Below are 23,995 nucleotides of genomic sequence, written 5' to 3' on the forward strand. Positions count from 1 at the left end.
TCAGCTCTCCTGTTCCGTTACGGCGAGCAGTGCCGCGAGGGCTTCGAGTTCGGCGTCGTCCAGGTGGTGCACGGAGGCCAGCAGGTCGGCCGCGGCGTCGGGAGTGACGGTGTTGTCGTAGCGAGTGGCCACTCCGATGCCCGCGAGGCGCGGGTCGGTGGCCCCGGTCGGGGTGCCCATGGCCCGGTTCAGTCCGTCTTGGAGGGCGTCTTCGACTCGGCGTAGGGGTTCGTCCTGGAGGAGCAGGGTCAGCGGGAGGTCGACGCCCAGTTCGGACCTGACCTGGCTGCGGATCTCGATGGCGATCATCGAGTCGACGCCGAGGGCGGTGAGCGAGACGTCGGTCCCGGCCCGGGACGAGTCGGTGCCGACGCGTTCGGCGAGTACCTGGGCGAGGTATCCGGCGGCCAGGTCGCGACGCGCCTGCGCGGAGACCGTGCCCCAGTCGCGCAGCAGCGCGTCGCCCGGTGCCGTGCGCTCGCGCGGGCCGCTCGCGCCGGGCGCGGTGTGGACGCGTGCGCCGGCCGGGCGGTTGGCGGGGAGCCGGTCGGGGGCGAAGCGCGACAGGTGGGTGTCCCAGTCGAGTTCGAAAACGCCGTGCACCGGGTCGTGGTCGCCCGCGAGAAGTCGGCCGACGGCCGTGAACACCCGCCGGGGGTCGACGAGGGTGAATCCGGCCGCGGCCATCCGCTCGCGCAGCCGGTGGTCGAGCCGGGCCGTCATGCCGGCGGTGACCGGGCCCCAGGCGACGCTCAGCGCGGGCAGCCCGCCCGCACGCCGGTGGTGGGCGAGGGCGTCGAGGTAGGCGTTGGCGGCCGAGTAGTGGGTCTGACCGGCCGACCCGAGCAGGGCGGCGGTGGAGGAGTACATGACGAAGTGGTCCAGGTCCTCGGCCGTGGTGGCCAGATGCAGGTTCCAGGCGCCGGCGACCTTGGGGGCCAGGACGCGCTCGAAGGCGTCCCAGCCGAGCCCGTGGAGCGTGGCGTCCTCGATGACGCCGGCGGCGTGGAAGACACCGCGCAGCGGGACGCCCAGCCCCCTGATCCGGGCCACGAGGCCGTCCGCGGCGGCGCGTTCGGCGACGTCGGCGGTGAGGACGGTGACCCGGACGCCGGTGGCCTCCAGTTCGGCGATGGCACGCCGGGCCGTCTCGTCGGGGCCTCGGCGGCCGTTCAGCACGAGGTGCCGGGCGCCGTGCTCGGCAAGCCAGAGTGCGGTGCCGAGGCCGAGGGCGCCGAGGCCGCCGGTGATCAGGTGGGTGCCGTCGGGACGGACCCGGAAGTCCGTCTCGGGAGCGGTGCGGTGGACCTCGACCCCGGGCACGTGGATCCGCCCGCCGCGCAGCACGATTTCGGTGCCGTCGCCGCCGAGGGCGTGCCGCAGAGCTGCCGGGTCGGTGTCGAGGGCCGGGTCGAGGTCGACCAGCCGGACAGCGGTGTAGGACAGTTCGTGCGCGGCGCTGCGGCCGGCGCCCCACAGCGCGAACTGCTGGGGGTGCGCGGCCGCTCCGCCGTCGGCGTGCGCCACGGCGCCCCGGGTGAGCAGCGTCAACACGGCGGGGGCCGGCCGGCCCGTGCGGTCCAGGGCCTGGAGGAGCGCGGGGACGCTGCCGAGGGCACGGCGCAGCAGGGCGTGATCCGGCGTGGCGGTGGTGAGGTCGAGGGCGGCGCAGTGCACGACGCCGACGGGTGCGCCGTCGGTCCATGTGGGCGGAAGGGCCGCGGCGAGGCGCTCCGGGTCCGCGAGGTCGACGACCGGGCGGACGGTGCCGCCGGCATCGGCATCCTCGGGCGACGGTCCGTCGTGCAGTACGACGTGGTCGGCGCCGCGGGCCGCGAGGTCTGCGGCGATCGCGCGCCAGTTGCCCCGCCGGTCGGCGAGGACGAGCCAGCGGCCGGGTTCGGGGCCCGGTTCGGGCGCCCGGTCGTCGGCGGACCGCCAGGTCTGGGCGTGGACCGTCGCGGGCTCGTCGGCGCCCGCGGTGAGCGCGTGGGACGGCACCAGGCGCAGTTCGAGCCCCGTGAGTTCGACCAGCGGGCGGCCCTCGGGGTCTTCGACCCGGATGTCCAGCAGGCCGCCGGGAGCGGCGCTGTCCGCCGGGCTGCCGACGGAGCGCAGGGTGGCCCTGATCCGCCCGGTGCGGGGCACGGCCGCCACGGGGTGGAACATCGCCCGCTCGGCGCGGAAGGGCAGCAGCAGGCCGTCCAGGCGGTCGAGGTCACGTACGCAGACACCGATGGCCGTCTGGACGCAGACGTCGATGAGGACGGTCCTCGCGGGCCGGCCCGTGGGGTCGAGGAACTCCGGGACGGTGATGTCCGCCTCGATCCGCGCGCCCTCCTGTCGCAGTTCTCCGATCCACCGGAAGGCGGGGCCGAGCCGGTAGGAGAGCCGGTCGAGGTGGGCGTAGAGCTCGTCACCGGCCATGGTCCGGGTCGTCCCTGTGCCCGGCGCATCCCCGGCCTGCGGGCCGGCGCCGTCGGCGGCAGCCGTGGCGGGGACGGTCGCCGGGGTGCTGACGCGGCCCTGGGCGTGCACTGTCCAGGCGCTGTCCAGGTGGGCCGGGGCGCCGGGACGCAGCCCGAGGACGCGTGCCTCGCCGGCGCCGTCGCGCGGGGCGTCGAAGACGACCTGCACGCTGGTCGGTTCCACGCCGACGACGAGTGCGCGCGGGAAGAGCAGGTCGTCGATCAGGACCGGGCGGTTTGCGCCGTACGCCTCCAGCAGGCAGGCGGTGTGATAGGCGCCGGGGACGACGACCTCGCCCAGCAGCACATGGTCGGAGAGCAGGGCAGGGGTGCGGGCGTCGGCACCGGTCGCCCAGCGGCGCTGCGGCGACTGCGGCAGCGGGATGCGGGTGAGGTCGTCGAGCGCGCCGCGGCCGTCCGGCGTGACGGCCGGGGAGGCTGCGGGCGCGGGGTCCGTTGCGCGGGCCGCGGCGGAGCCGCCGTCGGTGATCCAGTGCCGGTCGCGGGCGAAGGGGTAGCCGGGGGCCGCGACGCGTCGCCGGCGCAGCGGGGCGTGGAAGGCCGTCCAGTCGACGCGGACCCCGTCCGTGTCGAGGACGCCGAGGGCGCGCAGCAGCGTGTCCCAGTCCGAGCCGCGCGCGGTGAGCAGGTCCAGCCAGGTGGCGGAGGCCTCGCTGCGGGCCCGGCCGAATCCGGTCAGGGCGCGGCCCGGACCGACCTCCACGAAGTGGGTGATGCCTTGCGCCAGCAGGGTGTCCAGCGTCTGGCTGAACAGGACGGGCGAGGTGAGCTGGCGGGCCCAGTAGCCGCCGTCGACGCCCGACGCCGTGCCGGTCACGTTGGTGACCAGGTCGATCCGGGCCGGGTGATGCGGCGTCTTCTCGGCGGCTCCCAGGAGCCGGTCGGCGCCGGGGGCCATGAGCGGCGAGTGGAAGGCGTGCGTGACGTCCAGGTCGACGACGGCCCAGCGGCGGTCACGGCACTGGGCGCGTAGCCCGTCCAGGGCCCGCCGGGTGCCGGACAGGGTGAGCAGGTCGGGCGTGTTGTGACCGGCGACGGCGAGTTCGTCGCCGTACGGCTCGATGAGCGTGCGCAGTGCGTCGACGTCGGGGCAGCGCACCGCGACCATGCCGCCGGGGGCGGCGGTCTCGGCGATGGCGGCGCCGCGCTCGGCGACGAGCCGCAGTCCGTCCTCGGCGCCGAGCACCCCGGCGGCGTGGGCGGCGGCGAACTCGCCGAGGCTGTGGCCGGCGACGGCCTCGGGGCGCACGCCCCAGGAGCTCAGTACGTCGTGCAGGGCGACCTGGAGGAGGAAGGTGGCGGGCTGGAGGATCTCTGCCCGGCGCAGCAGCTCCCCTCCGCGTTCCCGGTCGCACAGCGCGTCCTGGAGGGACACGCCGGTGAGTGCGCGGAACAGGTCCGCGTGCCGTGCCAGGGCGGCGCGGAAGTCGCTGTGGTGTGCGTGGAGTTCGGCCGCCATGCCGGCGTACTGCGAACCCTGCCCGGTGAAGAGGAAGGCGACCCGAGGAGCCCGTTCGCCCGTGCCGTGCACCACGCCGGTGCCGGGGTGTCCGTCGAGCCAGCTCTCAAGCTCGTCGGCGGTCCGGCGGGGCGAGCCGGCGACGACGCTGACGCGGTGGGGCAGCCGGCGCCGGCCCACCTGGCTGGTGTGGGCGAGGTCCGCGAGGTCGTCGTCGCGTCGCCCGCGCAGGTCGTCGGCCCAGCGGCGGGCGGCGGTGCGCAGGGCGTCCGCGGTCTTGGCGGTGACGGTCAGCAGTTCCCGGGGCAGCGCCACGGCGGCATGGACCGGATGGTCCGGGGCCTGTTCGAGGACGGCGAAGGCGTTGGTGCCGCCGATGCCCAGGGAGTTGACGGCGGCTCGTCGCGGTGGGCCGGCGGTGGTCCAGGGTTCGGCCTCGCGGTTGACGCGCAGTCCGCTGCCCGCCAGCCGCAGCCGGGGGTTGAGCTCCTCGACGTGCGGGCTGGGCGGCACGACGCCGTGGTGCAGGGCCAGCACCGTCTTGATCAGCCCGGCGACGCCCGCGGCGGCCTCCAGGTGACCCACCAGGGCCTTGACGGATCCGATCGCGCACCGGGCCTCGTCGCCGAGCGCGCGGCGGACGGCGGCGACCTCCAGCGGGTCGCCCACGAGCGTGCCGGTGCCGTGGGCCTCGACGTAGCCGATGGTGGCCGGGGACACCTCGGCGACCATGAGGGCCTGGCGCATCGCGGCGAGCTGGCCGTCCAGGGTTGAGGCGCCGTAGCTGGTCTTGCGGTCGCCGTCGTTGTTGACGGCGGTGCCGCGGATGACGGCGTACACGGTGTCGCCGTCGCGCAGGGCGTCTGCGAGCGGCCGCAGGACAACCGCGCCGGCTCCGCTGCCGAACACGGTGCCCGCGGCACGCGAGTCGAAGGGCCGGCAGCGACCGTCGGGCGACAGAATGCCCTGGTCCTGGTGGAGGTGGCCGGCGAGGGAGGGGACGCGGATGGTCACGCCGCCCGCGACGGCCGTGTCGCACTCGCCGAGGAGCAGGCTCTGGCAGGCGAGGTGTACGGCGACCAGGGAGGTGGAGCACGCGGTCTGGACGGTGAGCCCCGGGCCGGTGAGCCCGAGCTTGTACGAGACCCGGGTGGCCAGGAAGTCCTTGTCGTTGCCGAGGTGTTCCAGCGAGGCGGTGGGGTCGAGGAACCGGCCCTGCTCACCGAGGACGTCCGACAGATAGCCGGCCAGGACACCGCCCGCTCCGCCGAACACGCCCACGGAGGACGCACCCTTGGTGCCGCCGCCGTACGGTGCGAGGCGGCCCGCGTGCTCCAGCGCCGCCCAGCACGTCTCCAGGAAGACCCGGTGCTGCGGGTCCATGAGCGCCGCCTCACGGGGCGTGATGTCGAACAGCCCGGCGTCGAACCGGTCGGCGTCGTCGAGGACGGCCGCAGCCTTGACGTAGTCGGGGTGGTCGATCCACCGCTGGGCGACGCCGGCGGCCCGCAGTTCCTCGTCGGTCAGGTCACGCATGGCGTGCCGTCCGGCCAGGATGTTGTCCCAGTAGCGGCTGAGGTCCGGGGCGCCGGGGAAGCGGCCGGCCATGCCGACAACCGCGATCGCCCCGGGCGCGGTGTCCACCGTCTGCTCGGTCATGCCTCGTCCCGTGCCCTGGTGCGCAGTTCACGGGCGCGCAGTGCGGCGGCCCGGCCCGTCGGGGCGGGCTCCGGGGCGTCGGAGACCGGCGCGGCCGCGGAGGGGGCGATGTCCCCGGCGGCCAGGTCGTAGGCCCGGTAGAGGTCGTCCAGGGTGCGGATGCCGGTGATGGGGACGAGCTCGCTGAACGGGTCGAGGCCGAGCTCCACCTCCAGGATCGCCGTGATCCTGGCCAGGTGCAGGGAGCGCAGCCCGAGCTGGTCGACGAGTAGATCGCCGCCCCCGACCTCGCGGGGCTCGCCGGTGACTTCCTCCACCATGTCCAGGACGACGGCCTTGATGGCTTCTCTGCGGCTCAACTCTGGCCTCCGGTACCGATGGGGCTGTGGGAACGGACGAGCGGGAACGGGCGGCGGCGCGGGGTCAGCACGTGTAGCCGCCGTCGACCGTGATGGTCTGGCCGGTGATGAAGCGGGCCCGGTCCGAGATCAGGAAGGCGAAGACGTCCACGACGTCGTCGACGGTGCCCAGCCGCCCCAGCGGGGTGCGGCGGGTGAGCCGGCGCCGGGTGTCCTCCGGCATCCCGGCCGTCATCTCGCTGTCGAAGTAGCCGGGAGCGAGTCCGACGACGCGGATGCCGGCCGGGCCGACTTCCTTGGCGAGGCTGCGGGTGAGCCCGTCGAGCCCCGCCTTTGCGGCGCTGTAGACGGCCACGCCCTGCTGCCCGCGGACCGCGTTGATGGAAGAGATATTGACGACGCATCCGCCGCCGCGCGCGAGCATCGGCTTGAGGCAGGCGCGGGTGAGGTGCACCGGCAGGTTCAGGTTGACCTGGAGCGCCCGGTCGAGGGCGGTGGGCGGGGTCGTGGAGAGCAGCCCCTCCAGACCGATGCCGGCGTTGTTGACGAGCAGGTCCACCCGCCCGCGGCGGCGGACGATGTCCCGGACGAAGTCCGCCGCGGCGCCCGCCTGGTCCCCTGCGCCGTCGAGCTGGCTCCAGTGGAGCCGGTCGGGGTCGGCCAGGGAGGCGCGCAGCTTGGTCAGCCCCTCCGACTCGGTGCGACTGAAGGTGGCCACGTGGTAGCCCTCGTCGAGGAGATGGGCGATCAGGCCCAGCCCGAGGCCGCGGCTGCCGCCGCTGACGACGGCGACCCGGCGTTCCTCGCCGTGCTCCGCGACACGACTCGTGCGACTCGTCCGACTGCTCATACGGTCCGTCCCTGACGCTTGAATCGGCTGCTGTGGAGCTGGCCCTCGGCCTGGGTGATGACTGCGGGCACCTGGTGCGGAGCGAGCTGCTCGGCGCAGTGGGCACGCAGCCGTCTGCTCATCGCACGGGCGTCCTCGGGCTCGATGACCTCGACGGTGGCCGTGACGATCTGTCCGGTGACGGCGTTGGCACGGCCCTCGACGACGACGTCGCGGACGTTCGCCGCCTGGAGCAGGACGTTCTCGACGTGCGCCGGGTAGACCTTCTCGCCGCCCACGTTGATGCACAGGGAACGCCGTCCGATGATCCGCAGCAGTCCGTCCCCGGCCAACTCGACGGCGTCGCCGGTGTCCATCCAGCCGTCCGCGTCGAAGGGGTCGGGGCTGTTGAGGTAGCCGAGCATGCTGCTCGCCGAGCGGATGTGCAGGGTTCCGTCGACGATCCTGGTCTCGAACCCGTCGCCGCCGACGCGCATCAGAAGCGAGCCCGACGACTCCGACCGGGTCGGCAGGATGCCCGTCTCGGTGAGGCCGTAGGTCTGCTTGAGCCGTACCCCGGGAAACGTCTCGGCCAGGTGGGCGAGGGTGACGTCGCGCATCGGCTCGGTGCCGTACGTCATCAGCCGCAGCGAGGACAGGTCGTGGTTCTTGTACGCCCCCGAGATCAGCAGCATGTTGAGGAATGTCGGTGTGGTGGGCAGCAGTTCGGCCCGGTGCGTCTCGACGGTGCGGCAGATCTCCTCTGCCGTGCGCCGGTTCTCGACGATCACCGTGCCGCCGCCGGTGAGCGTGTGGAAGAGGGTGTTGACACCGCCGATGTGATCGAGCGCCATGAACTGCATCGTGCGCAGCGGCCGGCCCGCATGGGTGCGGAAGCGGTCCAGGAGGCGGGGGAAGGAGTGCAGGGCCGCCTTCACCTCGCCGGTGCTGCCGGAGGAGAAGAGCACGAGTCCGGCCTCGCCGGCCGCCCGCAGGGAGTCCAGCAGGGCGTGGCGTGAATCGGGCGCGGGGCGGTTGCTCACCTGCCAGTCGTCCGGCGCGCGGAACTCGACGACGGTCTCCACCGCGGCGATGTCCAGGCGCGGTCCGCGCGCACCCGGCGGCGGGTCGGCGGGGGCCAGGGGCACCACCACGCAGCCGCGCAGGATCAGCGCGAGCACCAGGGATACGGTGCCGACGGAGGTGTCGCCGATCACGGCCACGGAAGCGCCGCGGCGCACACCGGCGGCGCTCAGTTCCGCGCCCCAGGCGTCGACCCGCTCGGCCAGTGCGGTGTAGTCGGCCTGTCCGCCGCGTCCGGTGACGGCCTCCCGCTGTCCGAACGAGCGGAGCCGCTCCGGCAGCCAGTCCATGTTCACGTCCACATCAACGTCCCCGTACCGTTCGGTCTTCACAGTCGGACCCCCCGTGCCTGCGTCCGCGGGTCCTCGGCGAGCAGCCGGCGGTCGATCTTTCCGCTGGAGGTGCGGGGCAGGCCGGCGTGGCGGTCGTAGGTCGCGGGCACCATGTAGGCGGGCAGCCGCTCCGCGACATGGCGCCGCAGGGCCGCGCGGTCGAGCTCGTCGGTGCCGGTGACCGCCGCGCGCAGGACGGCCAGGGCGGGTCCGGGCTCGTCGAGGTGGACGGCGCACTCCATGACGCCGGGGGCCTCCAGCAGGACGTTCTCGATCTCCTGGAGGTCGATCCGGATGCCTCGGATCTTGACCTGGTGGTCCTCGCGTCCGAGGAAGTCGACATCGCCGGAGGGCAGCAGACGGGCGATGTCGCCGGTGTCGTACATCCGCTCGCCCGGCCTGCCGTATTCGGGCACGAACCGCCGGCTCGTGAGCTCCTCGTCGCCGAGGTAGCCCCGGGCGACGCCGGCTCCCGCGACATGCAGGGTGCCGTACACGCCCTCGGGCAGGGGCCGGCCGTGCCTCAGCACATACAGCCGGGTGTTGTCGATGGGGCGGCCGATCGGGACGCGCGCGCCCGGGGCGCCGGGCGGGCAGTCGAAGGCGGTGGAGTCGACGGTGGTCTCGGTGGGGCCGTACAGGTTGGCCAGCCGGGTGCCGTTGGGGGCGCCGAGGGTGGCGTGGAAGGCGTCCACCATGTGGCCGGTGAGGGTCTCGCCGCTGGAGAACACCACACGCAGTGCGCTCAACGCGCCCGCCGTCCGCGCCCGTTCGACTTCCGCGAGGAAGACGTTGAGCATCGAGGGGACGAAGTGCATCACGGTCACGCGGTGCCGTTCGACGGCCTCGGTGAGTGCGAGTGGGAAGCGTTCGGCGCCGGGGGCGGGCAGGTACATCCGGCTGCCGGTGAACATCCACCAGAACAGCTCCCACACGGACACGTCGAAGATCGCGGGGGTCTTCTGGATGAGCGTGTCGTCGGGTCCGATCGGGTACGCGCGCTGCATCCAGCACAGCCGGTTGACGACTGATCGGTGCTCCACCATGACGCCCTTGGGCGCACCCGTGGAGCCCGAGGTGTAGATGACGTAGGCCAGGTCGTCCGGCGTGGCACGGTCGGTGAGCGGCCGCGGCGCCGGACCCTCGGTGACTTCGGGGGCGTCGGGCGCCAGTACCGGCACCGGCAGGTCGAGCCCTTCGGTGAGGGCGGCCTGCCCCACGACGGCGCGGGCGCCGCTGCGCCGGACGATGTCCTGGACGCGCAGGGCGGGTGCCTGCGGGTCGAGCGGGAGGTAGGCGTACCCGGCCTTCAGTACGCCGAGGAGGGCGACCGGCAGGTCGAGCGAGCGCTCTGTGAGGACGGCGACGACCTGGTCGCGTCCGTCACCGAGGCGGCGGCGGAGCGCATGAGCCAACCGCTCGGAGCTCTCGTCGAGTTCGGCGTACGTCAGGGCGGCGTCGTCCGTGCACACGGCCTCGCGCCCGGGTGTGGCCGCGGCCTGTCGGCGGAAGACCTGATGGAGGGTCAGGTCGGACGGGAAGGTCCGGTCGGTGGCGTTGCGGGCGCGCAGCACCCGGTCCCGGTGAGCCGGCGGGATGACGGTGAACTCGCCGACCGTGCGCTCGGGCCGGGCAACGGACTGCCTCAGCAGCTCGGCGAACATCTCGGCGAGCGCCGTGCAGGCCGCCTCGTCGTCGGCCTCGGCGGCGACGACCCCGGTGGCCGGGTCCAGGTAGAGGTGCCAGCCACCGTCGGTGTGCGGGCTGCCGTGGGTGTCGGTGACTCCGGGGCCGATGGTGAGCCGGAACGCGGGGCCGCCGGTGGCGGTTGCCGCGGCCGGGGCCGGCACGGTCAGGTTCCGGGCGATCCGCTCGGTCAGCGCGGTGAAGCACTCGGCGGGGTCGACGGGCGTGCGGGCCGCGAGGGTCTTGCCGCCCGCCTCGTCGGCGGTGCGGGCGATGTCCACGAGGTCGACCCGCAGGTGGACTTCGCGGACGAACGCGGCGTAGTGGAAGGCAACAGCGCCGGTCGCCGCCGTGACGGCCAGCGGTACGGGCAGGGGGTCGAGGCCGCGCGGAAGTGCGGGGTCGAGGCGGGTGAGGACGCGTGCCATGTCACGCACCTCCCGAGGCGGCCGCCCGCAGAAGGGCGGGGGCGAGCATGCGCTCGATGATCTGCGTGGTGCCCTCGATGATGTTGAGGACCTTGCTGTCGCGGTACGCGCGCGCCGCGATGCCCTCCTCCAGCACGCCGCGCGAGGCGAGGACCTGCACCGCGGCGGCGGAGTGCTCCTCCAGCACCCGGCACACGAAGTACTTCGCCATCAGGATGCGGTCGGAGGCGTCCAGCCGGCCCTCGTCGACGGCGCGCGAGGCGGTCACGCACATCAGCTTCGAGGCTTCGAGATCGGTGCCCATCCGGGTCAACAGGCTCTGGATCTGTCCGTGTTCGATGAGATCGCGGCCGAAGGTGCGCCGCCCGGAGACGAACGCGGTGACCGCGTCGAAGGACGCCTGGAGCATGCCCAGCGCCATCCAGGCGACGGCGTGCCGCCCGTGCTCCAGTGCCTGCGGTACGAGGAAGTGGAGCCCTAAGCCCTCCGTGCCGACGATGTGCTCGGCCGGTATCTCGCAGTCGGCGAACTCCACGCGGGCGAGGTCGGCCGCCCGCAGCCCGAGGACGTCGCCCATCGGGTGGGTGGTGACGCCGGGGTGTTCCCGGTCGACCAGGCAGGCCACGGACCGTCCCTCGCGCTGAGCGAAGACCAGGAAGACATCTGCGAGACCACCGAAGGTGATGAACACCTTGGTGCCGTCGAGCCGCCACCGGCCGTCGGCGCCGGGGGCGAGCTCCGTACGGATCCCGGAGAGGTCGCTGCCGGCCCCGGTCTCCGTCATACAGATGGCCGCGACCCGCTCGCCGGCGGCGAGAGCGGGCAGAACCTTGTGCCACTGGTGCTCGGTGCCCCAGCGGACCAGGGTCTGGGCCGCCATGCCGTGGACGTTCACCAGAGAGGCCAGGGAGGCGCTGATCCTGCCGAGCGCCTCGTAGCGCAGCCCGGTCCGCACCGCCGTGCTGCCACCGCCCCCGAACTCCGCGGGCAGCGCTGCCCCCATCAGGCCCTGTTCCGCGCACCATCGGACGACGGGTGCGGGCAGGGTGCCCGCCCGCTCCCAGTCGGCCGCCGAGGCGGCCCAGGTTTCGGTGACGCGCCGGACGAGATCCGCGTGGTCGCGGTGCTCCTCCTCGGTCAGCAGGTGCTTCACGTCGTTCGCCCCATCTGTTGGTCCCGCATCCGGCCGTTACGCGCCCGTGGTGGTCGCCGTCTTCGCCAGGACGAGGTCGGCCACGCGGTTGACGGAGGAGAAGTTCTGCAGGTCGAGGTCGGTGACGGTGATCTTGATCCGGAAGGTGGTCTCCAGGAACCCGACCAACTGGATGGCGAAGAGGGAGTTGACCCGTCCCGTGTCGAACAGGTCCTCGTCCAGGTCAGGGGTGCCACTGGTGTCGTACTGGGCCAGGTAGTCGAGAACGACCTGGACGATTTCCTCACGGTCCGCGCGTGCCACGGCGAACTCCTCTCAATCCTGCGACGGTTGAACGGATTGAACGGGGCGATAGCGGTAGAACCCTTCTCCGGATTTGCGTCCCAGCCGCTCGGTCTTCACCATCTCGCGGAGCAGATCGGCGCACCGAAATTTCTCATCGCCATACGAGTCGTAGAGGTGGTCCAAAGTGAGGGCCACGGTGTCCAGGCCGATTAGATCGGCGGTCTCCAGCGGCCCCATGCGATGGCCGAAGCACTTCTTGAATACGGCGTCGACCGTGGCCGGATCCACGCCCTGTTCCTCGACGACCCGGATCGCCTCGTTGAAGAACAGGTGGGAAATCCGATTGCTGACGAAGCCTGGAAAGTCACCGACGACAACGGCGCTTTTCCCGAGGACTGTCAGCAGCTCCGAAACTTGCGCGAGACAGGCGTCGGAGGTTTTCTCACCGCGCATGATCTCCACCGCGTCCTTGAGATAGGACGGGTTCATGAAGTGAATACCGATGACATCGGGTGCGCGCTGGGTCTCGGCGGCCAGTCGCCCGATCAGAATGCTGGAGGTATTGACGCCGATACCGACTCCGGGCGGCAGCACCGACTCCAGTTCACGGTAGAGCCGGCTCTTCACCTCCCATGATTCGGTGACGTTCTCCACGACGAATTCACAGGCGGCCAGGTCCGCGAGCCGAGTGGTGAAGTCCACGCGCTCCAGCGCCTCCTCAGCCGGAATGCGGGGCAGCGCCGGCCGCAGCATCGGACCGTAGGTCACCGCCTCGACCAGCTCACCACGGGCCTGCTCCAGACGGGACTCGACGTTGTCGACGAGCACCACACGAAAGCCGTGCAGGACGAAGTCGGCGGCGACCGAGAGCCCGATACCACCGGCCCCCACCACGCCCACCGTCCTCGCGGCGCCGTTTTCGGACACACGTCCCCCTTATTCGTCGATCGTTTGAGAAGCCGCGCCGGACATACTTCGGCGGGCATGTGAACCGGTGGCGCGGGCGCGCCCCGTCAGGCCGCGAGCACGCGGCCGTCGAACACCTGGCGTAGCCGGGACTCCCGGTCGGCCCCCTGCCACCCCTTGGTCTCCAGGATCCATCCGATCCAGGTCAGGGCGTCGTCCACGTCCCTGCGGCCGACCGGCTCACCGGCGGCGGCCGCGCGGTCCAGTTCGCGCAGTGACGCGTAGGCCCGGTCCATGCGGTCCCGCTCCGCCGGGGCGGGCTGGGTGCGGCACGGGGTGCTCGCGGCGAGCGCCAGACAGCGCCGCACCACGTCCGGATAGTCGTCGGTCCCCAGGGCGAGTTCGGCCATCAGCGCGTCCGGGCAGTCGTAGCGCTCCAGGGGCCAGAGGCGCATGTGCTGTGTGGTCTTGCCGAGCAGGAAGGTCAGGACGTTACCCGGCCCGCACTCCAGAGCGAAGGGGACGTTCGCCTCAACCAGCCGGCGCTGCACGGTGAGCCAGTGCACCGGCGAGATGAGCTGGTCGGCGAGGAGCGCGCGGCTGCCGTCGCCGCCGGGATGGTGCCGTCCGTCGACGGTCGACAGCACCGTGCCGTTCGGGCGGGCGATGTGGACATCCCGCAGTACGTCGGCCATCCGGCGGGCGGCCTCGGCCATGAGGGGGCTGTGGTAGGGGCCCTCCATGCGCAGCGGGAAGACGCGTCCGCCACGCGCCTCCAGCAGTTCGGCCGCTCGTCCGACGAGGTCCGTCTCACCGGAGATGGCCACTTGACGGGGCGCGTCCACGGCTGAGACGACCAGGTTCGGTCCGCCGCCGGCGACTCTGCGGCAGACACCCTCGACCGCGTCCGGCGCGATGCCGATGACCCACACCATTGTGCCGTCGAGCGAGTCGGCGGTGTCGCGGATGATGTCGGCGCGCCTGCGCACCAGACGCAGTGCCTCGGCGAAGCCGAGGGCGCCGGAGCAGCAGAGTGCCGTCAACTCGCCGAGACTATGGCCGGCCAGGAAGTCGAATCGCAGGTCGAGTTCGGCGGCGTAGGTACGATACATCGCGACGCCGGTGACGAACGTGGTGAGCTGTGCCTCTTCCTGTCGAGCGAGTCTCGCTCTGTTCGCCGCTTCGAAAATGAGCGCGGGAACATCCTCACCCAGTTCGTCGGAAGCCTCCGCCAAGGTATCCCGGTAACTAGTGAAGCGCTCGAACAGTTTCTTTCCCATACCGACGCGTTGTGCACCGATCCCCGGAAAGAGTGCGGCCAACCCCGTTTGCACGGCTCCACTCTCACTCTCGATGTCCGCGATTCTCAGTGGCCAGGTCGGCCATCCGGTCGCGATGGACAGACATACATGAGGGGAATGGTCCACAACACGAACATCCGGTGCGAGTCACACCACAATAGCCCCCGTTGCTCCCCCTGCTCCAAACACCCTCTGTCAACGTACGCAACAAGTCAACCCTTGACTGCTTCATTGCCTTGCAGACGATATACGGAACCGAGTGTTCCGTATGTTACGCTCCAACTGGCGCCGGTTACGCCCGATTTGACGCACCGTAGGTTGCATATAAAGAGGCTGCGGAATGACATCCGCCCGCGGGCGCCTCAGAATGTCCCCCATGGACACGCGTACAGAATTGCTTCCGCGTCAGATCGCCGACGCGCATCTCACTGAATACACGGGTCTGGACCCCGTCAGCGGGGTGTTCCTCGGTATCGAGGGAAGCGAGGTGGCGCTCCCCGACTTCTCCCCCGCCTGGCAGGACTCCCTCGCCCGGCTCGCGCGCACCACGCTGACCCGGCTGGAGGCCGCCGAGCGCCGGCCGGGAGCCGCGGACGCGGCTGAGCGGCGGTGCGGGGCGCTGCTGCGGGAACGTCTGCACGCCGAACTCGCCCTGCACGAGGCGTCGGAGCATCTCCGCGCGGTCAGCAACATGGACACACCCGCGCACAACGCCCGCGAGATGTTCACCCTCGTCCCCACCGACACCGAGGACGACTGGGCCGCGGTACGGCGTCTGCTGGGTGACGTCCCCGCAGCCCTGAGCGGCTACCGCGAGTCGCTGACGCTCGGCCTGGAGCAGGGGCTCCCCGGCGGGCCGCACGCCACGGCCGCCCTCGTCGGCCAGCTCGGCGAGTGGCTGACGGATGGCGAACGGGGCTGGTTCCACGGGTTCGTGAGCGACGCCCCAGCGGCGTCCGCGTCGTTGCGGTCGGAGCTCGACACCGCCGCCGAGCGGGCCACCGAAGCGGTCGCCACCCTGCGCGACTGGCTGCGCGACACCTATGCGCCGGCCGTCGCCGACGCACCCGACACGGTCGGCCGCGACCGCTACGCGCACTGGTCGCGGTATTTCAACGGCACCGACCTAGACCTTGACGAGGCGTACGCGTACGGCTGGGCCGAGTACCACCGGCTGCTGGGCGAGATGCGCACCGAGGCCGCCCGCGTCCTGCCGTCGGCCGCCACGCCCTGGGAAGCCCTGGCCCATCTCGACGCCCACGGCACGCTCCTCGACGGCCCCGAGAAAGCCCGCGTCTGGCTCCAGGACCTGATGGACGGGGCGATCGAGACGCTGCACGGCGTCCACTTCGACCTCGACGGACCGCTGCGGCACGTGGAGTCGCGGATCGCACCGGCCGGCAGCGCGGCGACGCCCTACTACACCGGGCCCTCCGAGGACTTCTCCCGGCCGGGCCGCACTTGGCTGCCCGCCGAGGACGGGGCGCCGATACCCGTGCACACCCTGGTGTCGACCTGGTACCACGAGGGCGTCCCGGGACATCACCTCCAGACGACCCAGTGGATGCTCAACAAGGACCGGCTCTCGCGCTACCAGGCCACCCTCGGCTGGGTCAGCGCCAACTGCGAGGGCTGGGCCCTGTACGCGGAGCGTCTGATGGACGAGCTCGGGTTCCTCACCGACCCCGAGCACCGGCTCGGCCACCTGGACGCGCAGATGATGCGGGCCATGCGCGTCATCGTCGACATCGGCATGCACCTGGAGCTGCCGATCCCGAGGGAAGCGCCCTTCCGTCCGGGCGAGCGCTGGACCCCCGAGCTGGCGAGCGAGTTCATGGCGGCGCACAGCGGACGGTCCGCCGGCTATCTGCGCAGCGAGCTGGTGCGCTACCTCTCCACGCCCGGACAGGCGATCGGCTACAAGCTCGGGGAGCGGGCCTGGCTGCTCGGCCGTGAGAACGCCCGCCGGGCCCGCCCGGCCGCCTTCGATGTCAAGGCCTGGCACATGGCGGCGCTCTCGCTGGGTTCCCTGGGCCTGGACGACCTGGTCACGGAGCTGTCCGCCCTCTGACGAAGGGCGCCCGGCGAGCGGCCCGGTACAGCCGGTCAACTACGCTGAAGGGGTCCCGCGCCCTGAAAGAGATGTGAGCGATGACCGACAGTACGCCGCCGCCGTCCGACTTCGACGCCATGACCCGCGACATCGCCGAGGTCCCGGCGGTCGAGGTGATCGTGACGGTCGCCGTCAATCTGATGAGCGCCGCCGCCGTGAAGCTCGGTCTGACCGACGAGGGCGACAAGTACAAGGACCTGGACGAGGCCCGCAAGCTGGTGCACGCCCTCGCCGGGCTGCTGGACGCGAGCGCGACCGAGATCAGCTCGTTCCACGCGGCGCCCCTGCGCGACGGCCTGAAGTCGCTCCAGCTGGCCTTCCGCGAGGCCTCGATCGTCCCGGACGAGCCCGGTCAGGGCCCCGGCGAGAAGTACACCGGGCCGGTCTACGGCTAGGCCCCAGGTCACCCTCGGACGTACAGGGGCTCGCCCGGTGGCGTCGTCCCGGCCGGCAGCAGTGCCAGGTCGAGGCCGCGCACCAGGCGGGCCCTCAGTGTTGTGTCGGCGGCGAGCCGATCGGCGACCGCGCGTGCTGCCTCGGCGGGTACGGCGGAGGCGTCCACGACGAGGGCCAGGGTGCCGTCGGCCCGACCGGGTCCGAGGTGGGCGCGGAGCACGGCGGGCACGGCGGCGACCGCGGCGCGCACCGCCTCCCGCACGGCCGGGTCGGCCAGCGGATCCGTCGTCGTACGCCCCTCGGCGAGTGCGAGCAGCGCGCGCCCCGTCAGCTCGTAGGGCACCGGACCGGCCATGTCCAGCACGATCGTGTCCGCCTTCTCGTGCGCGGCGGCCTGAAGGGCCTGGTGCAGGGCTACGGCGACCGGGCGGGCCGCCGGATCCCAGCGGGCGAGGGAGTCGGTGGACGTGAAAGCGGGCAGGGCGGTGCGGTTCCCGGCCTTCAGGGTCGGTACGGCCATGTCGCTGGTCTTCTCGCGGCGCAGCCCGTTCTCGTCCTCCTCGACCTCGCCGAGCAGGGCCACGACGGGGACGAGCAGCCGGGCGCCCTTGAGCGCTTCGAGGACCGGGCCCTCGGCGGTGCGGTCCTCGGCCCAGGCCGCCAGCGCGGCAGTCAGTCGCGGGTCGGCGGAGCCGTCGTCGTCGGAGAAGAGAGAGTCGGGAATGTTCTTGTTCGCCACGGTCGACGACCCTATCGGGGGGATGCTGCTGCGCTTGTGCGGCCCCGTTAACCCGGGCGTGACACCCGCCCCCTGAATCTCCGTTTCTCTGACACGCCTCTAACGTCCGTCTCACGGCACACACAGACGCAGCCCCGAAGATCGCTGCATGGAGTCCTCCAGAGTCCGGCGCCGCGCACCCCGACGCCGCCCCCTGCTGCACGGCGCCCTCGCCACCGTCGTCGTGCTGGGCACCGCGGCCGGGGGCACCGCGTATGTGAAGGCGCGGGCGCACTCCGGGGTACGGGCCGTATCGTCGGCGGCGACGCCGTCGCCCTCGGCGTCGATCGCGGCCCGCGCGGGTGGGGAGGCTTCGGTGGATCCGGTGGCGGAGCCGACGGTGGACCACGACGCAGCTCTGGCCGGGGCCATGAAGGCGGTCACCGTCGAGGACGGCGCCGCGGTGTCGGTGGCGGTGCTGGACCTGACGTCCGGTGTCGGCGCCGCGTACGCCGGCGGCGGCTTCGACACCGCGAGCATCGTCAAGGTCGACATCCTGGCCGCGCTGCTGCTCCAGGCTCAGGACGCGGGGCGTGAGCTCACCGCGGCGGAGAAGTCGTACGCCACGAGCATGATCGAGAACAGCGACAACACCGCCGCGTCGGCCCTGTGGCGGACGATCGGGAAGGCGGGCGGGCTGGACACGGCCAATGAGCGGCTCGGGCTCATGGACACCGTCGGCGGCGACGGCATGTACTGGGGACTGACCCAGACCACGGCGGCCGATCAACTCACGCTGCTGCGCCAGGTGTTCGGGGACGACTCGGAGCTGAGCGCGGACTCGCGGGCGTATCTCACGGGGCTGATGGAGCAGGTCGCGGTCGACCAGCGGTGGGGAGTGTCGGCCGCGGGCGACGGCTCCGCGTGGGCGCTGAAGAACGGCTGGCTGCCGCGCACCGCCACCGGGCTGTGGGACATCAACAGCATCGGGCGGGTTACGGTGGCCGGCCACGGCTATCTGGTGGCGGTACTCTCCGACGGCAACTCGACGAAGGCGAGAGGTGTTTCGCTGGTCGAGACGGCGGCACGAGCTGCGGTGTCGGTGTTCACCGGGGAGACCGCGTCCGGTTCCCCGGCTCCCGCGACATCCGCCGTCTCCTCGTAGCGGACCCGTCGGCTAGGGCCTGTCCGGCGGATCAGGTCGGCTGCAAGGAACGGCACCTCATCAGCGCAGGTGAGCGGGGCCTGGTGCGTCCAGCTGCAAGGCGGAGGAGGGAGTCGACGCGGCGGCAACCGACGACAACGCGGCTGGGGGTCCCCCCTCTGGGGGGCGTGCCAGGCCCCGCGACGCCGGCATGATCCGCCGGACAAGCCCTAGAGGCCGTACCGTCCGCGGCGGCCCCGCCACACGACGACCGCCGACACCAGCAGGAGGCCGCCGGCGCCGCCCGCGAGCCAGGCGGTCCAGCTCATCGCGTCGTCGTCCGACTCGGCCGCGTCCGGGCCCGAGCCGAAGTACTCCTCGCCGTACGCCGCGGCCTCCAGGTCGTCCGGCTTCATGCCGGCGGCCTTCTTGATGGCGGCGGCCGGGTCGACGAAGCCGTAGCCGCGGGAGTCGTCGCGGCCGTCGGCCGGTGCGCCTCGGGCCGTGTCCTCCAGGAGCTTCTTGATCTGGGCCGGGGTCAGGCCCGGGTGGGCGGCCTTGACCAGGGCCACCGCGCCGGAGACGAAGGCGGCCGCGGCGCTGGTGCCCCAGCCCTCGTAGTACTTGTGATCGGGGTCGGCGATGACGACCTTTTCGCCGGGCGCGCTGACGGTGGCGTACCAGCGGCGGGTGGAGAAGGAGGCGCGGGTGCCGTAGCGGTCGACGGCGGTCGCGGCGATGACGCCCGGGTAGGCGGCCGGGTAGGAGATGTGGTCGCCCTTCTCGCCGCCGTTGCCGGCCGAGGCGACGACGACGGCGCCCTTTTTCAGGGCGTACTGGACGGCCTCGTCCTCGCCGGCCTCGGGGTGGGCGGACTTGGAGTCGTCGCCGAGGGAGAGGTTGATGACGTCGGCGCCGTGGTCGGCGGCCCAGCGGATGCCCTCGGCAAGGGCGTTGCCGCGGCTGCTGCGGGCCTTGGCGCGGGCCGGGTCGCCATCCTCCAGGATGACCCGGACGGGGAGGATCTTGGCCTCGGGGGCGATGCCCATGACGCCGTCGCCGCCGCCCGCCCCGTGTCCGTGGCCGGCGATGATGCCGGCCATGGCGGTGCCGTGCCGGGCCCAGGCGCGGTCGCCGCGGTCGGCTCCGAAGCCGACCATGTCCTTGCCTTCGAGGACGTTGCCGGCGAGGTCGGGGTGGTCGTCCTCGACACCGGTGTCGAGGACGGCGACGGTGACGCCCCTGCCCTTGGTGGTCTGCCAGGCCTCCTCCGTGTGCATGGCCTCCAGGGCCCACTGCTGGGCGCGTATGGAGTCGGCGTGCGCGGCGGTGGGCGGCAGGAGGGCGAGGCAGGCGCCGAGGAGGGCGGCGACGGGGCCGGTGCGCCGGGTCACGAGATGCTTCACACCACTGGTCACGGCGCCGGAAGCCGCTCCGTTCAGGCAGGTCCGCGTACCCGGGTTCGTGCCGGCGTTCATGACGACTGCTCCGTGGACGGACCGACGTTCTTGCGCAGGGCGCGTTCCATGCGGTCGGCGAGGCCCTGTGCCTCGTGGCCGAGGCCGGCCTGGGCGACGGCCGTGGTGGCGGCGGAATCCATGGCCTCCTCGGCGGGCTGGGGGTCGTCGACGGTGCGGCCGTCGGCCCAGCCGGAGACGGCGTAGACGACGACGGGTGCGTCGGTGAGGACGGAAATGGTCCAGGAGGCGCGCTGCTCGTCGCCGAATCCGGCGGCCGGGGTGCCCTTCGCCGCGTACGGACGGGGCATGAGGTCCGTACGGCGGTCGAGGCCCTCCCTGGTGAACCTGCTGTCGAGCGAGCGCATCGCGGCGGCGTCGGCGTCGGTGAAGAGCAGGCCGACGGTCGTGACGTAGCTCTGGGTGGCGTCGGTGTAGGTGGCGCGCAGGAGGCGCTCGCAGCCGACGGGGGCGAGAGCCTTGCGCAGCAGCGGGTCGAAGGCGCCCGCGCAGCCGGTGTCGGGGGCGACGGCGATCCGCGTCCAGATCCGGTCGGCACCGCCGGGTCCGGCGCCCTTCCCGATCACGGTGGGCGGGAACAGCTGGTCGACGGGAACGCCGTGCCACAGGTTCCCGGCCGCGGCGAAGGTGTCCCGCGCACCGTCGTCACCCGGCTCCCCGACCAGCCAACTCCCGGTCACGGCGCCGCCGATGAGCCCGACGCCGAGCACGACACAGGCGACGGCCACGGCGATCCGGGGCCGGATCCGCATCCCGAGCGGACGCGGCCGTGCCTGCTCGTCGTACCCCTCGGGCTCCCCGAACGACACGACGGGCCGCCCGGAACCCGACGTCATCGGCGCACTCCAGGACAGAGACGGGTCGGGCGAGAACTGGGCGGAGGTGCCCTGGCCGCCCGCCTCGTACGGCATCGCGCCCGAGGACCCGGCGGAGCCCGACCCTCCGTAGCCGTTGCCGGCCGAGGGCGCCTGGGCAGGTCGCATCGGAGGCAGCGGCGCGGAGGGGCTGCGCCGGGGGGACTCGGCGGGAGCCCGGCCCGGAGAGGGAGGCGTGCCGAGGGAACCCTGCGCGGAAGCGGTGGAGGGGCGGTTGCCGGAGTCGGTGGCCGGCGGGTTCGCGGGGATCGGGCGGAGGCGGAACGTCATCTCCGCGGCGGTCTCGGCGGGGGCGCCCGTACGGCGGCCGGGTGCGGGCCGGCCGGGGCTCTCGGGGCGGGGCGGCGTGCGGCCGGGGCCCGCCTGGTCGGCGTTCTCGGGGCGCGCCGGTGCGGTGCCGTCCCGGCGCTCGTCGCCGGCGCTCGGGCGTCCGGCCATGGGCGGTGCGTCCGGGAAGCGGGCCGAGGCCCGGGGCGGGGGCGGGGCGGAGGATCCGGGGGCCGGGATGCGTGCGCTCGGGCGGGGCTGGGTGCCCGGCGTCCGGGGGTCGGCCGTACGTCCGTCCGGCGAGCCGCCGGTGGGGTCCGGCCTCACGTCGACACCGCCTGGCACCGATCCCTCCGTTCGCGTACCCTCGCCGGTCGCCCGTGGGGCCGGCGTGCCCGGGCTGTCCGTGTCCTCGTCCCGTGTGTCGCCGGTGACAGGCGGCTGCGCGGGTCTGGGCGGTGTCGACGGGCGGGGCGGTACGGCGGGCGGAGGCGGGGTCGACGGGCGTGGGGGAATGGGGGCGCGACGCGCTTCCGTGCTCATGCACCCCCCGTTTCCTCGTGCCCGGGCCCGTCCTCGTACGCGGCCGCCGTCTTCTGTTGCTCCGTCTGCCCCGCCCGGCACGGACTGCTCCGACCAGGCACGCATACCCGCGCCGAGGGAGCGTCATCCCGGCACGACGCGCGGCCGGGGACGTTCCCCCCTGCGTGCGCGTCACTCTACGGGTTGAACCTGCGCGAACGGGAACCAGTCCACGACCCCGTGCAGATCTGCCCGGAACGTCCCCCTACCCTGCGGTAATCCCGTCTGGCAGGCTGCGTTCATGACTGCGCGCGCCGCTGACCGGGCCCGTTACGACCGGGCCACCGCCCATCTCGACGCCCCACTCGCGATCGTGGACCTGGACGCCTTCGACTCCAACGCGGACGACATGCGCCGCCGGGCCGGCGGAAAGCCGATCCGCGTCGCCAGCAAGTCCGTACGCTGCCGGGCGCTGCTGGAACGCGTCCTCGCGAAGGACGGCTTCGCGGGCCTCATGTCCTTCACCCTCGCCGAGTCGCTGTGGCTGGCGCGCTCCGGGTTCGACGACGTCCTGCTCGCCTATCCGTCGGCCGACCACGCCGGTTTCGCGGAGCTGACCGGTGACCCCAAGCTCGCCTCCGCGGTCACCGTGATGATCGACGACCCGGCACAGCTGCGCCTGATCGACGCCGCCCGCGGCGGTGGCCGGGAAGTGGTGCGGGTCTGCCTGGAGTTGGACACCTCGCTGAAGCTGCTCGGGGGACGGGTGCGGGTCGGCGCCCGGCGTTCGCCGCTGCACTCCCCCGCCCAGGTCGCCGACATGGCGCGGACCGTCGCCCGGCAGCCGGGGTTCCGGCTCGTCGGGATCATGGCGTACGAGGGGCACATCGCCGGGGTCGGGGACTCCCTGGCGGGACGGCCGCTGCGCTCGCGTGCCGTACGGCTGATGCAGGCCACCGCCCGCCGGGAGCTCGCCCAGCGCCGGGCCGAGGTGGTGCGGGCCGTGCGGGCGGTGGTGCCGGACCTGGAGTTCGTCAACGGCGGAGGGACCGGGAGTGTGCAGTTCACGGCCGCCGAGGACGCCGTGACCGAGATCGGGGCCGGGTCGGGGCTGTACGTACCGCGGCTCTTCGACAACTACACGTCCTTCACCGGGCGTCCGGCCGCGCTGTTCGCCCAGCCGGTCGTGCGCAGGCCGGGCGTCGGGATCGTGACGGTCCTCGGCGGCGGCTATCCGGCGTCCGGCGTGGCGGGCCCCGACCGGCTGCCGGTGCCGTATCTGCCGGAGGGGCTGCGTTACGACCCCCAGGAGGGGCCCGGCGAGGTGCAGACGCCGCTGCTCGGCTCCCCCGCCGACGACCTGCTGCTCGGCGACAAGGTGTGGTTCCGGCACGCGAAGGCCGGTGAGCTGTGCGAGCGGTTCGACGCGCTGCACCTGGTCGAGGGCGACTCGGTCACCGCGACCGTGCCGACGTACCGGGGCGAGGGCCAGACGTTTCTGTAGCCCGGTCCGTAGTCCGGTCCTGTGGCCCGGTCCTGTGGCCCGGTCCGCCCGGGCTCAGTCCGCGGTCGACCGGATCCCTTTGGTGAAGCGGTCCATGTCGGCCAGCGGCGGCCCGTCCTCGCCCGCGTCGAACACGTAGCGCACGACGACCGGCGACCCGGTGCCGATGCCGGACGGAAAGGCGAGCGACTGGACGTAGCCGCCCGGTCCCTCGGCCGTCGTGACCTGCCAGCGCACGAAGTAGCCGGCGCGGCCCGCCACCGAGACCGGGCCGGAGCCCATGACCTTGTGGGACTCGATGCCGCCGAAGGGGCGCCGGCCGACGAGGTCGCGGTCGTAGGCGTCGTCGGCCGCTTCCTGGATGTCCGCCTTGGCGATCGCCTCGGGGGAGCTTCCGTCGTCGCCGGTCGCCGTGCGCGAGCTGACCTCGCCGTGCCGGCAGTAGCCGAAGTCGGCCGGGCACTGGTAGGTGCCGTCCGTGGTCATCAGGACGTCGGCCTCGGTGATGTTGCGCGGTCTGACCCAGCCGCTGAGCAACGGCAGGGTGATGCCGTTGAGCTGGTCGGTCACGACGGCGGGGCCGTCGGCGGGGGGCTCGGAGGCGGACTCCGTCGGGGTCGGGGTGTCGGAGGCCGGCTCGCGGTCCACGGGCGCGGAGGTGGCGAGCGTGGGAGCCGTGTCCGGCTCGGTGCCCCCGTCGTCCTTTCCGAGGACGAGCGCGCCCGTGACGATCGCCGTGAGCAGGACGGCTCCGGCGGCGACGAGGGCGACGATCCTGGGCCCCCGCCCGGAGGCACCGCCTGCCGACGGCCGCCCGGCCGTCAGCGGCACGGTCGCGTGCGGCTCATAGGCCGGCGGGCCGGGCACCGGCGGTGTCGTGACCGCCGGTGCCGGTGCCTCGGGGGCGCGCCGGTGCTCGGTCCAGGCCGTCCCGTCCCACCAGCGCTCCAGGTGCGGGGCGGAGGGGTCGCGGTACCAGCCGGGCGGGGGCGTCATGCTCATTGGCGCA

17 protein-coding genes are annotated in these 23,995 nt (G+C 72.9%); 4 read left to right on the top strand and 13 right to left on the bottom strand.

Going from position 1 to position 23,995, the window contains the following annotated elements; genetic code table 11:
• The 9 genes from OG254_RS09965 to OG254_RS10005 all read right to left on the bottom strand — a co-directional run bounded on the left by OG254_RS09965 (position 1) and on the right by OG254_RS10005 (position 14,095).
• Positions 1-5,607 (bottom strand): type I polyketide synthase, encoded by a 5,607-nt coding sequence (locus tag OG254_RS09965; RefSeq protein ID WP_405579623.1) that lies wholly within the window; start codon positions 5,605-5,607, stop codon positions 1-3.
• Positions 5,604-5,966: a hypothetical protein gene (locus tag OG254_RS09970; RefSeq protein ID WP_405579626.1), complete on the bottom strand. Its 363-nt coding sequence runs from the start codon at positions 5,964-5,966 to the stop codon at positions 5,604-5,606. Before OG254_RS09970 ends, OG254_RS09965 begins: the two co-directional genes overlap by 4 nt.
• A gap of 64 nt (positions 5,967-6,030) precedes the next feature.
• Positions 6,031-6,816 (bottom strand): SDR family NAD(P)-dependent oxidoreductase, encoded by a 786-nt coding sequence (locus OG254_RS09975; protein WP_405579629.1) that lies wholly within the window; start codon positions 6,814-6,816, stop codon positions 6,031-6,033.
• A complete protein-coding gene (locus OG254_RS09980) occupies positions 6,813-8,210 on the bottom strand; it encodes a class I adenylate-forming enzyme family protein (protein ID WP_405579631.1) in 1,398 nt (465 codons plus the stop codon). Before OG254_RS09980 ends, OG254_RS09975 begins: the two co-directional genes overlap by 4 nt.
• Positions 8,207-10,324, bottom strand: coding sequence for a non-ribosomal peptide synthetase (locus tag OG254_RS09985; protein ID WP_405579633.1), 2,118 nt, complete (start codon positions 10,322-10,324; stop codon positions 8,207-8,209). The genes OG254_RS09980 and OG254_RS09985 overlap by 4 nt, the downstream gene beginning before the upstream one ends.
• Before the next feature lies 1 nt (position 10,325).
• Positions 10,326-11,477 carry an acyl-CoA dehydrogenase family protein gene (locus tag OG254_RS09990; RefSeq protein ID WP_405579636.1) on the bottom strand — a complete coding sequence of 384 codons (1,152 nt, stop codon included), beginning with the start codon at positions 11,475-11,477 and terminating at the stop codon, positions 10,326-10,328.
• A gap of 36 nt (positions 11,478-11,513) precedes the next feature.
• On the bottom strand, positions 11,514-11,780 hold the full coding sequence (locus OG254_RS09995; RefSeq protein WP_405579639.1) for an acyl carrier protein: 267 nt from the start codon (positions 11,778-11,780) through the stop codon (positions 11,514-11,516).
• Positions 11,781-11,792: 12 nt separating this feature from the next.
• Complete coding sequence (locus OG254_RS10000) at positions 11,793-12,689, bottom strand: 3-hydroxyacyl-CoA dehydrogenase family protein (RefSeq protein WP_405579641.1); 897 nt, start codon at positions 12,687-12,689, stop codon at positions 11,793-11,795.
• Positions 12,690-12,775: 86 nt separating this feature from the next.
• Positions 12,776-14,095 carry an ACP S-malonyltransferase gene (locus OG254_RS10005; protein ID WP_405579643.1) on the bottom strand — a complete coding sequence of 440 codons (1,320 nt, stop codon included), beginning with the start codon at positions 14,093-14,095 and terminating at the stop codon, positions 12,776-12,778.
• A 250-nt stretch (positions 14,096-14,345) separates the two neighbouring features.
• Here OG254_RS10005 and OG254_RS10010 point away from each other — a divergent pair, with 250 nt between their 5' ends.
• Together OG254_RS10010 and OG254_RS10015 are read left to right on the top strand one after the other, a co-directional pair.
• Positions 14,346-16,040 (top strand): DUF885 domain-containing protein, encoded by a 1,695-nt coding sequence (locus OG254_RS10010; protein WP_405579645.1) that lies wholly within the window; start codon positions 14,346-14,348, stop codon positions 16,038-16,040.
• Between the two features lie 80 nt (positions 16,041-16,120).
• Positions 16,121-16,477 carry a DUF1844 domain-containing protein gene (locus tag OG254_RS10015; RefSeq protein WP_147997070.1) on the top strand — a complete coding sequence of 119 codons (357 nt, stop codon included), beginning with the start codon at positions 16,121-16,123 and terminating at the stop codon, positions 16,475-16,477.
• Positions 16,478-16,485: 8 nt separating this feature from the next.
• Here the strand turns inward: OG254_RS10015 and OG254_RS10020 are convergent, their stop codons facing one another.
• Positions 16,486-17,217, bottom strand: coding sequence for an SseB family protein (locus tag OG254_RS10020; protein WP_405579649.1), 732 nt, complete (start codon positions 17,215-17,217; stop codon positions 16,486-16,488).
• Positions 17,218-17,365: 148 nt separating this feature from the next.
• Here OG254_RS10020 and OG254_RS10025 point away from each other — a divergent pair, with 148 nt between their 5' ends.
• Positions 17,366-18,361 (top strand): serine hydrolase, encoded by a 996-nt coding sequence (locus tag OG254_RS10025; RefSeq protein WP_405579651.1) that lies wholly within the window; start codon positions 17,366-17,368, stop codon positions 18,359-18,361.
• A gap of 209 nt (positions 18,362-18,570) precedes the next feature.
• Here OG254_RS10025 and mycP read toward each other — a convergent pair whose 3' ends face one another.
• Both mycP and OG254_RS10035 read right to left on the bottom strand, forming a co-directional pair.
• Complete coding sequence (gene mycP, locus OG254_RS10030; protein WP_405579653.1) at positions 18,571-19,818, bottom strand: type VII secretion-associated serine protease mycosin; 1,248 nt, start codon at positions 19,816-19,818, stop codon at positions 18,571-18,573.
• Positions 19,815-21,287 carry a hypothetical protein gene (locus OG254_RS10035; protein WP_405579655.1) on the bottom strand — a complete coding sequence of 491 codons (1,473 nt, stop codon included), beginning with the start codon at positions 21,285-21,287 and terminating at the stop codon, positions 19,815-19,817. The genes mycP and OG254_RS10035 overlap by 4 nt, the downstream gene beginning before the upstream one ends.
• 496 nt (positions 21,288-21,783) lie before the next feature.
• On the opposite strand from OG254_RS10035, the gene OG254_RS10040 reads away from it, so the two are divergent.
• Positions 21,784-22,986 (top strand): amino acid deaminase/aldolase, encoded by a 1,203-nt coding sequence (locus OG254_RS10040; RefSeq protein WP_351201778.1) that lies wholly within the window; start codon positions 21,784-21,786, stop codon positions 22,984-22,986.
• A 54-nt stretch (positions 22,987-23,040) separates the two neighbouring features.
• Here OG254_RS10040 and OG254_RS10045 read toward each other — a convergent pair whose 3' ends face one another.
• Positions 23,041-23,988 (bottom strand): DUF2510 domain-containing protein, encoded by a 948-nt coding sequence (locus tag OG254_RS10045; RefSeq protein WP_405579658.1) that lies wholly within the window; start codon positions 23,986-23,988, stop codon positions 23,041-23,043.
• Between the last annotated feature and the right edge of the window lie 7 nt (positions 23,989-23,995).

It is taken from the genome of Streptomyces sp. NBC_01092 (assembly GCF_045039535.1).
Classification (GTDB): domain Bacteria; phylum Actinomycetota; class Actinomycetes; order Streptomycetales; family Streptomycetaceae; genus Streptomyces.

What these genes read in the sequence shown, in the direction of transcription:
- OG254_RS09965 (WP_405579623.1), bottom strand. Translation starts at nt 5,607, where the DNA reads ATGACCGAGCAGACGGTGGACACCGCGCCCGGGGCGATCGCGGTTGTC.
- OG254_RS09975 (WP_405579629.1), bottom strand. Translation starts at nt 6,816, where the DNA reads ATGAGCAGTCGGACGAGTCGCACGAGTCGTGTCGCGGAGCACGGCGAG.
- OG254_RS09985 (WP_405579633.1), bottom strand. Translation starts at nt 10,324, where the DNA reads ATGGCACGCGTCCTCACCCGCCTCGACCCCGCACTTCCGCGCGGCCTC.
- OG254_RS10010 (WP_405579645.1), top strand. Translation starts at nt 14,346, where the DNA reads ATGGACACGCGTACAGAATTGCTTCCGCGTCAGATCGCCGACGCGCAT.
- OG254_RS10015 (WP_147997070.1), top strand. Translation starts at nt 16,121, where the DNA reads ATGACCGACAGTACGCCGCCGCCGTCCGACTTCGACGCCATGACCCGC.
- OG254_RS10025 (WP_405579651.1), top strand. Translation starts at nt 17,366, where the DNA reads ATGGAGTCCTCCAGAGTCCGGCGCCGCGCACCCCGACGCCGCCCCCTG.
- mycP (WP_405579653.1), bottom strand. Translation starts at nt 19,818, where the DNA reads ATGAACGCCGGCACGAACCCGGGTACGCGGACCTGCCTGAACGGAGCG.
- OG254_RS10040 (WP_351201778.1), top strand. Translation starts at nt 21,784, where the DNA reads ATGACTGCGCGCGCCGCTGACCGGGCCCGTTACGACCGGGCCACCGCC.
- OG254_RS10045 (WP_405579658.1), bottom strand. Translation starts at nt 23,988, where the DNA reads ATGAGCATGACGCCCCCGCCCGGCTGGTACCGCGACCCCTCCGCCCCG.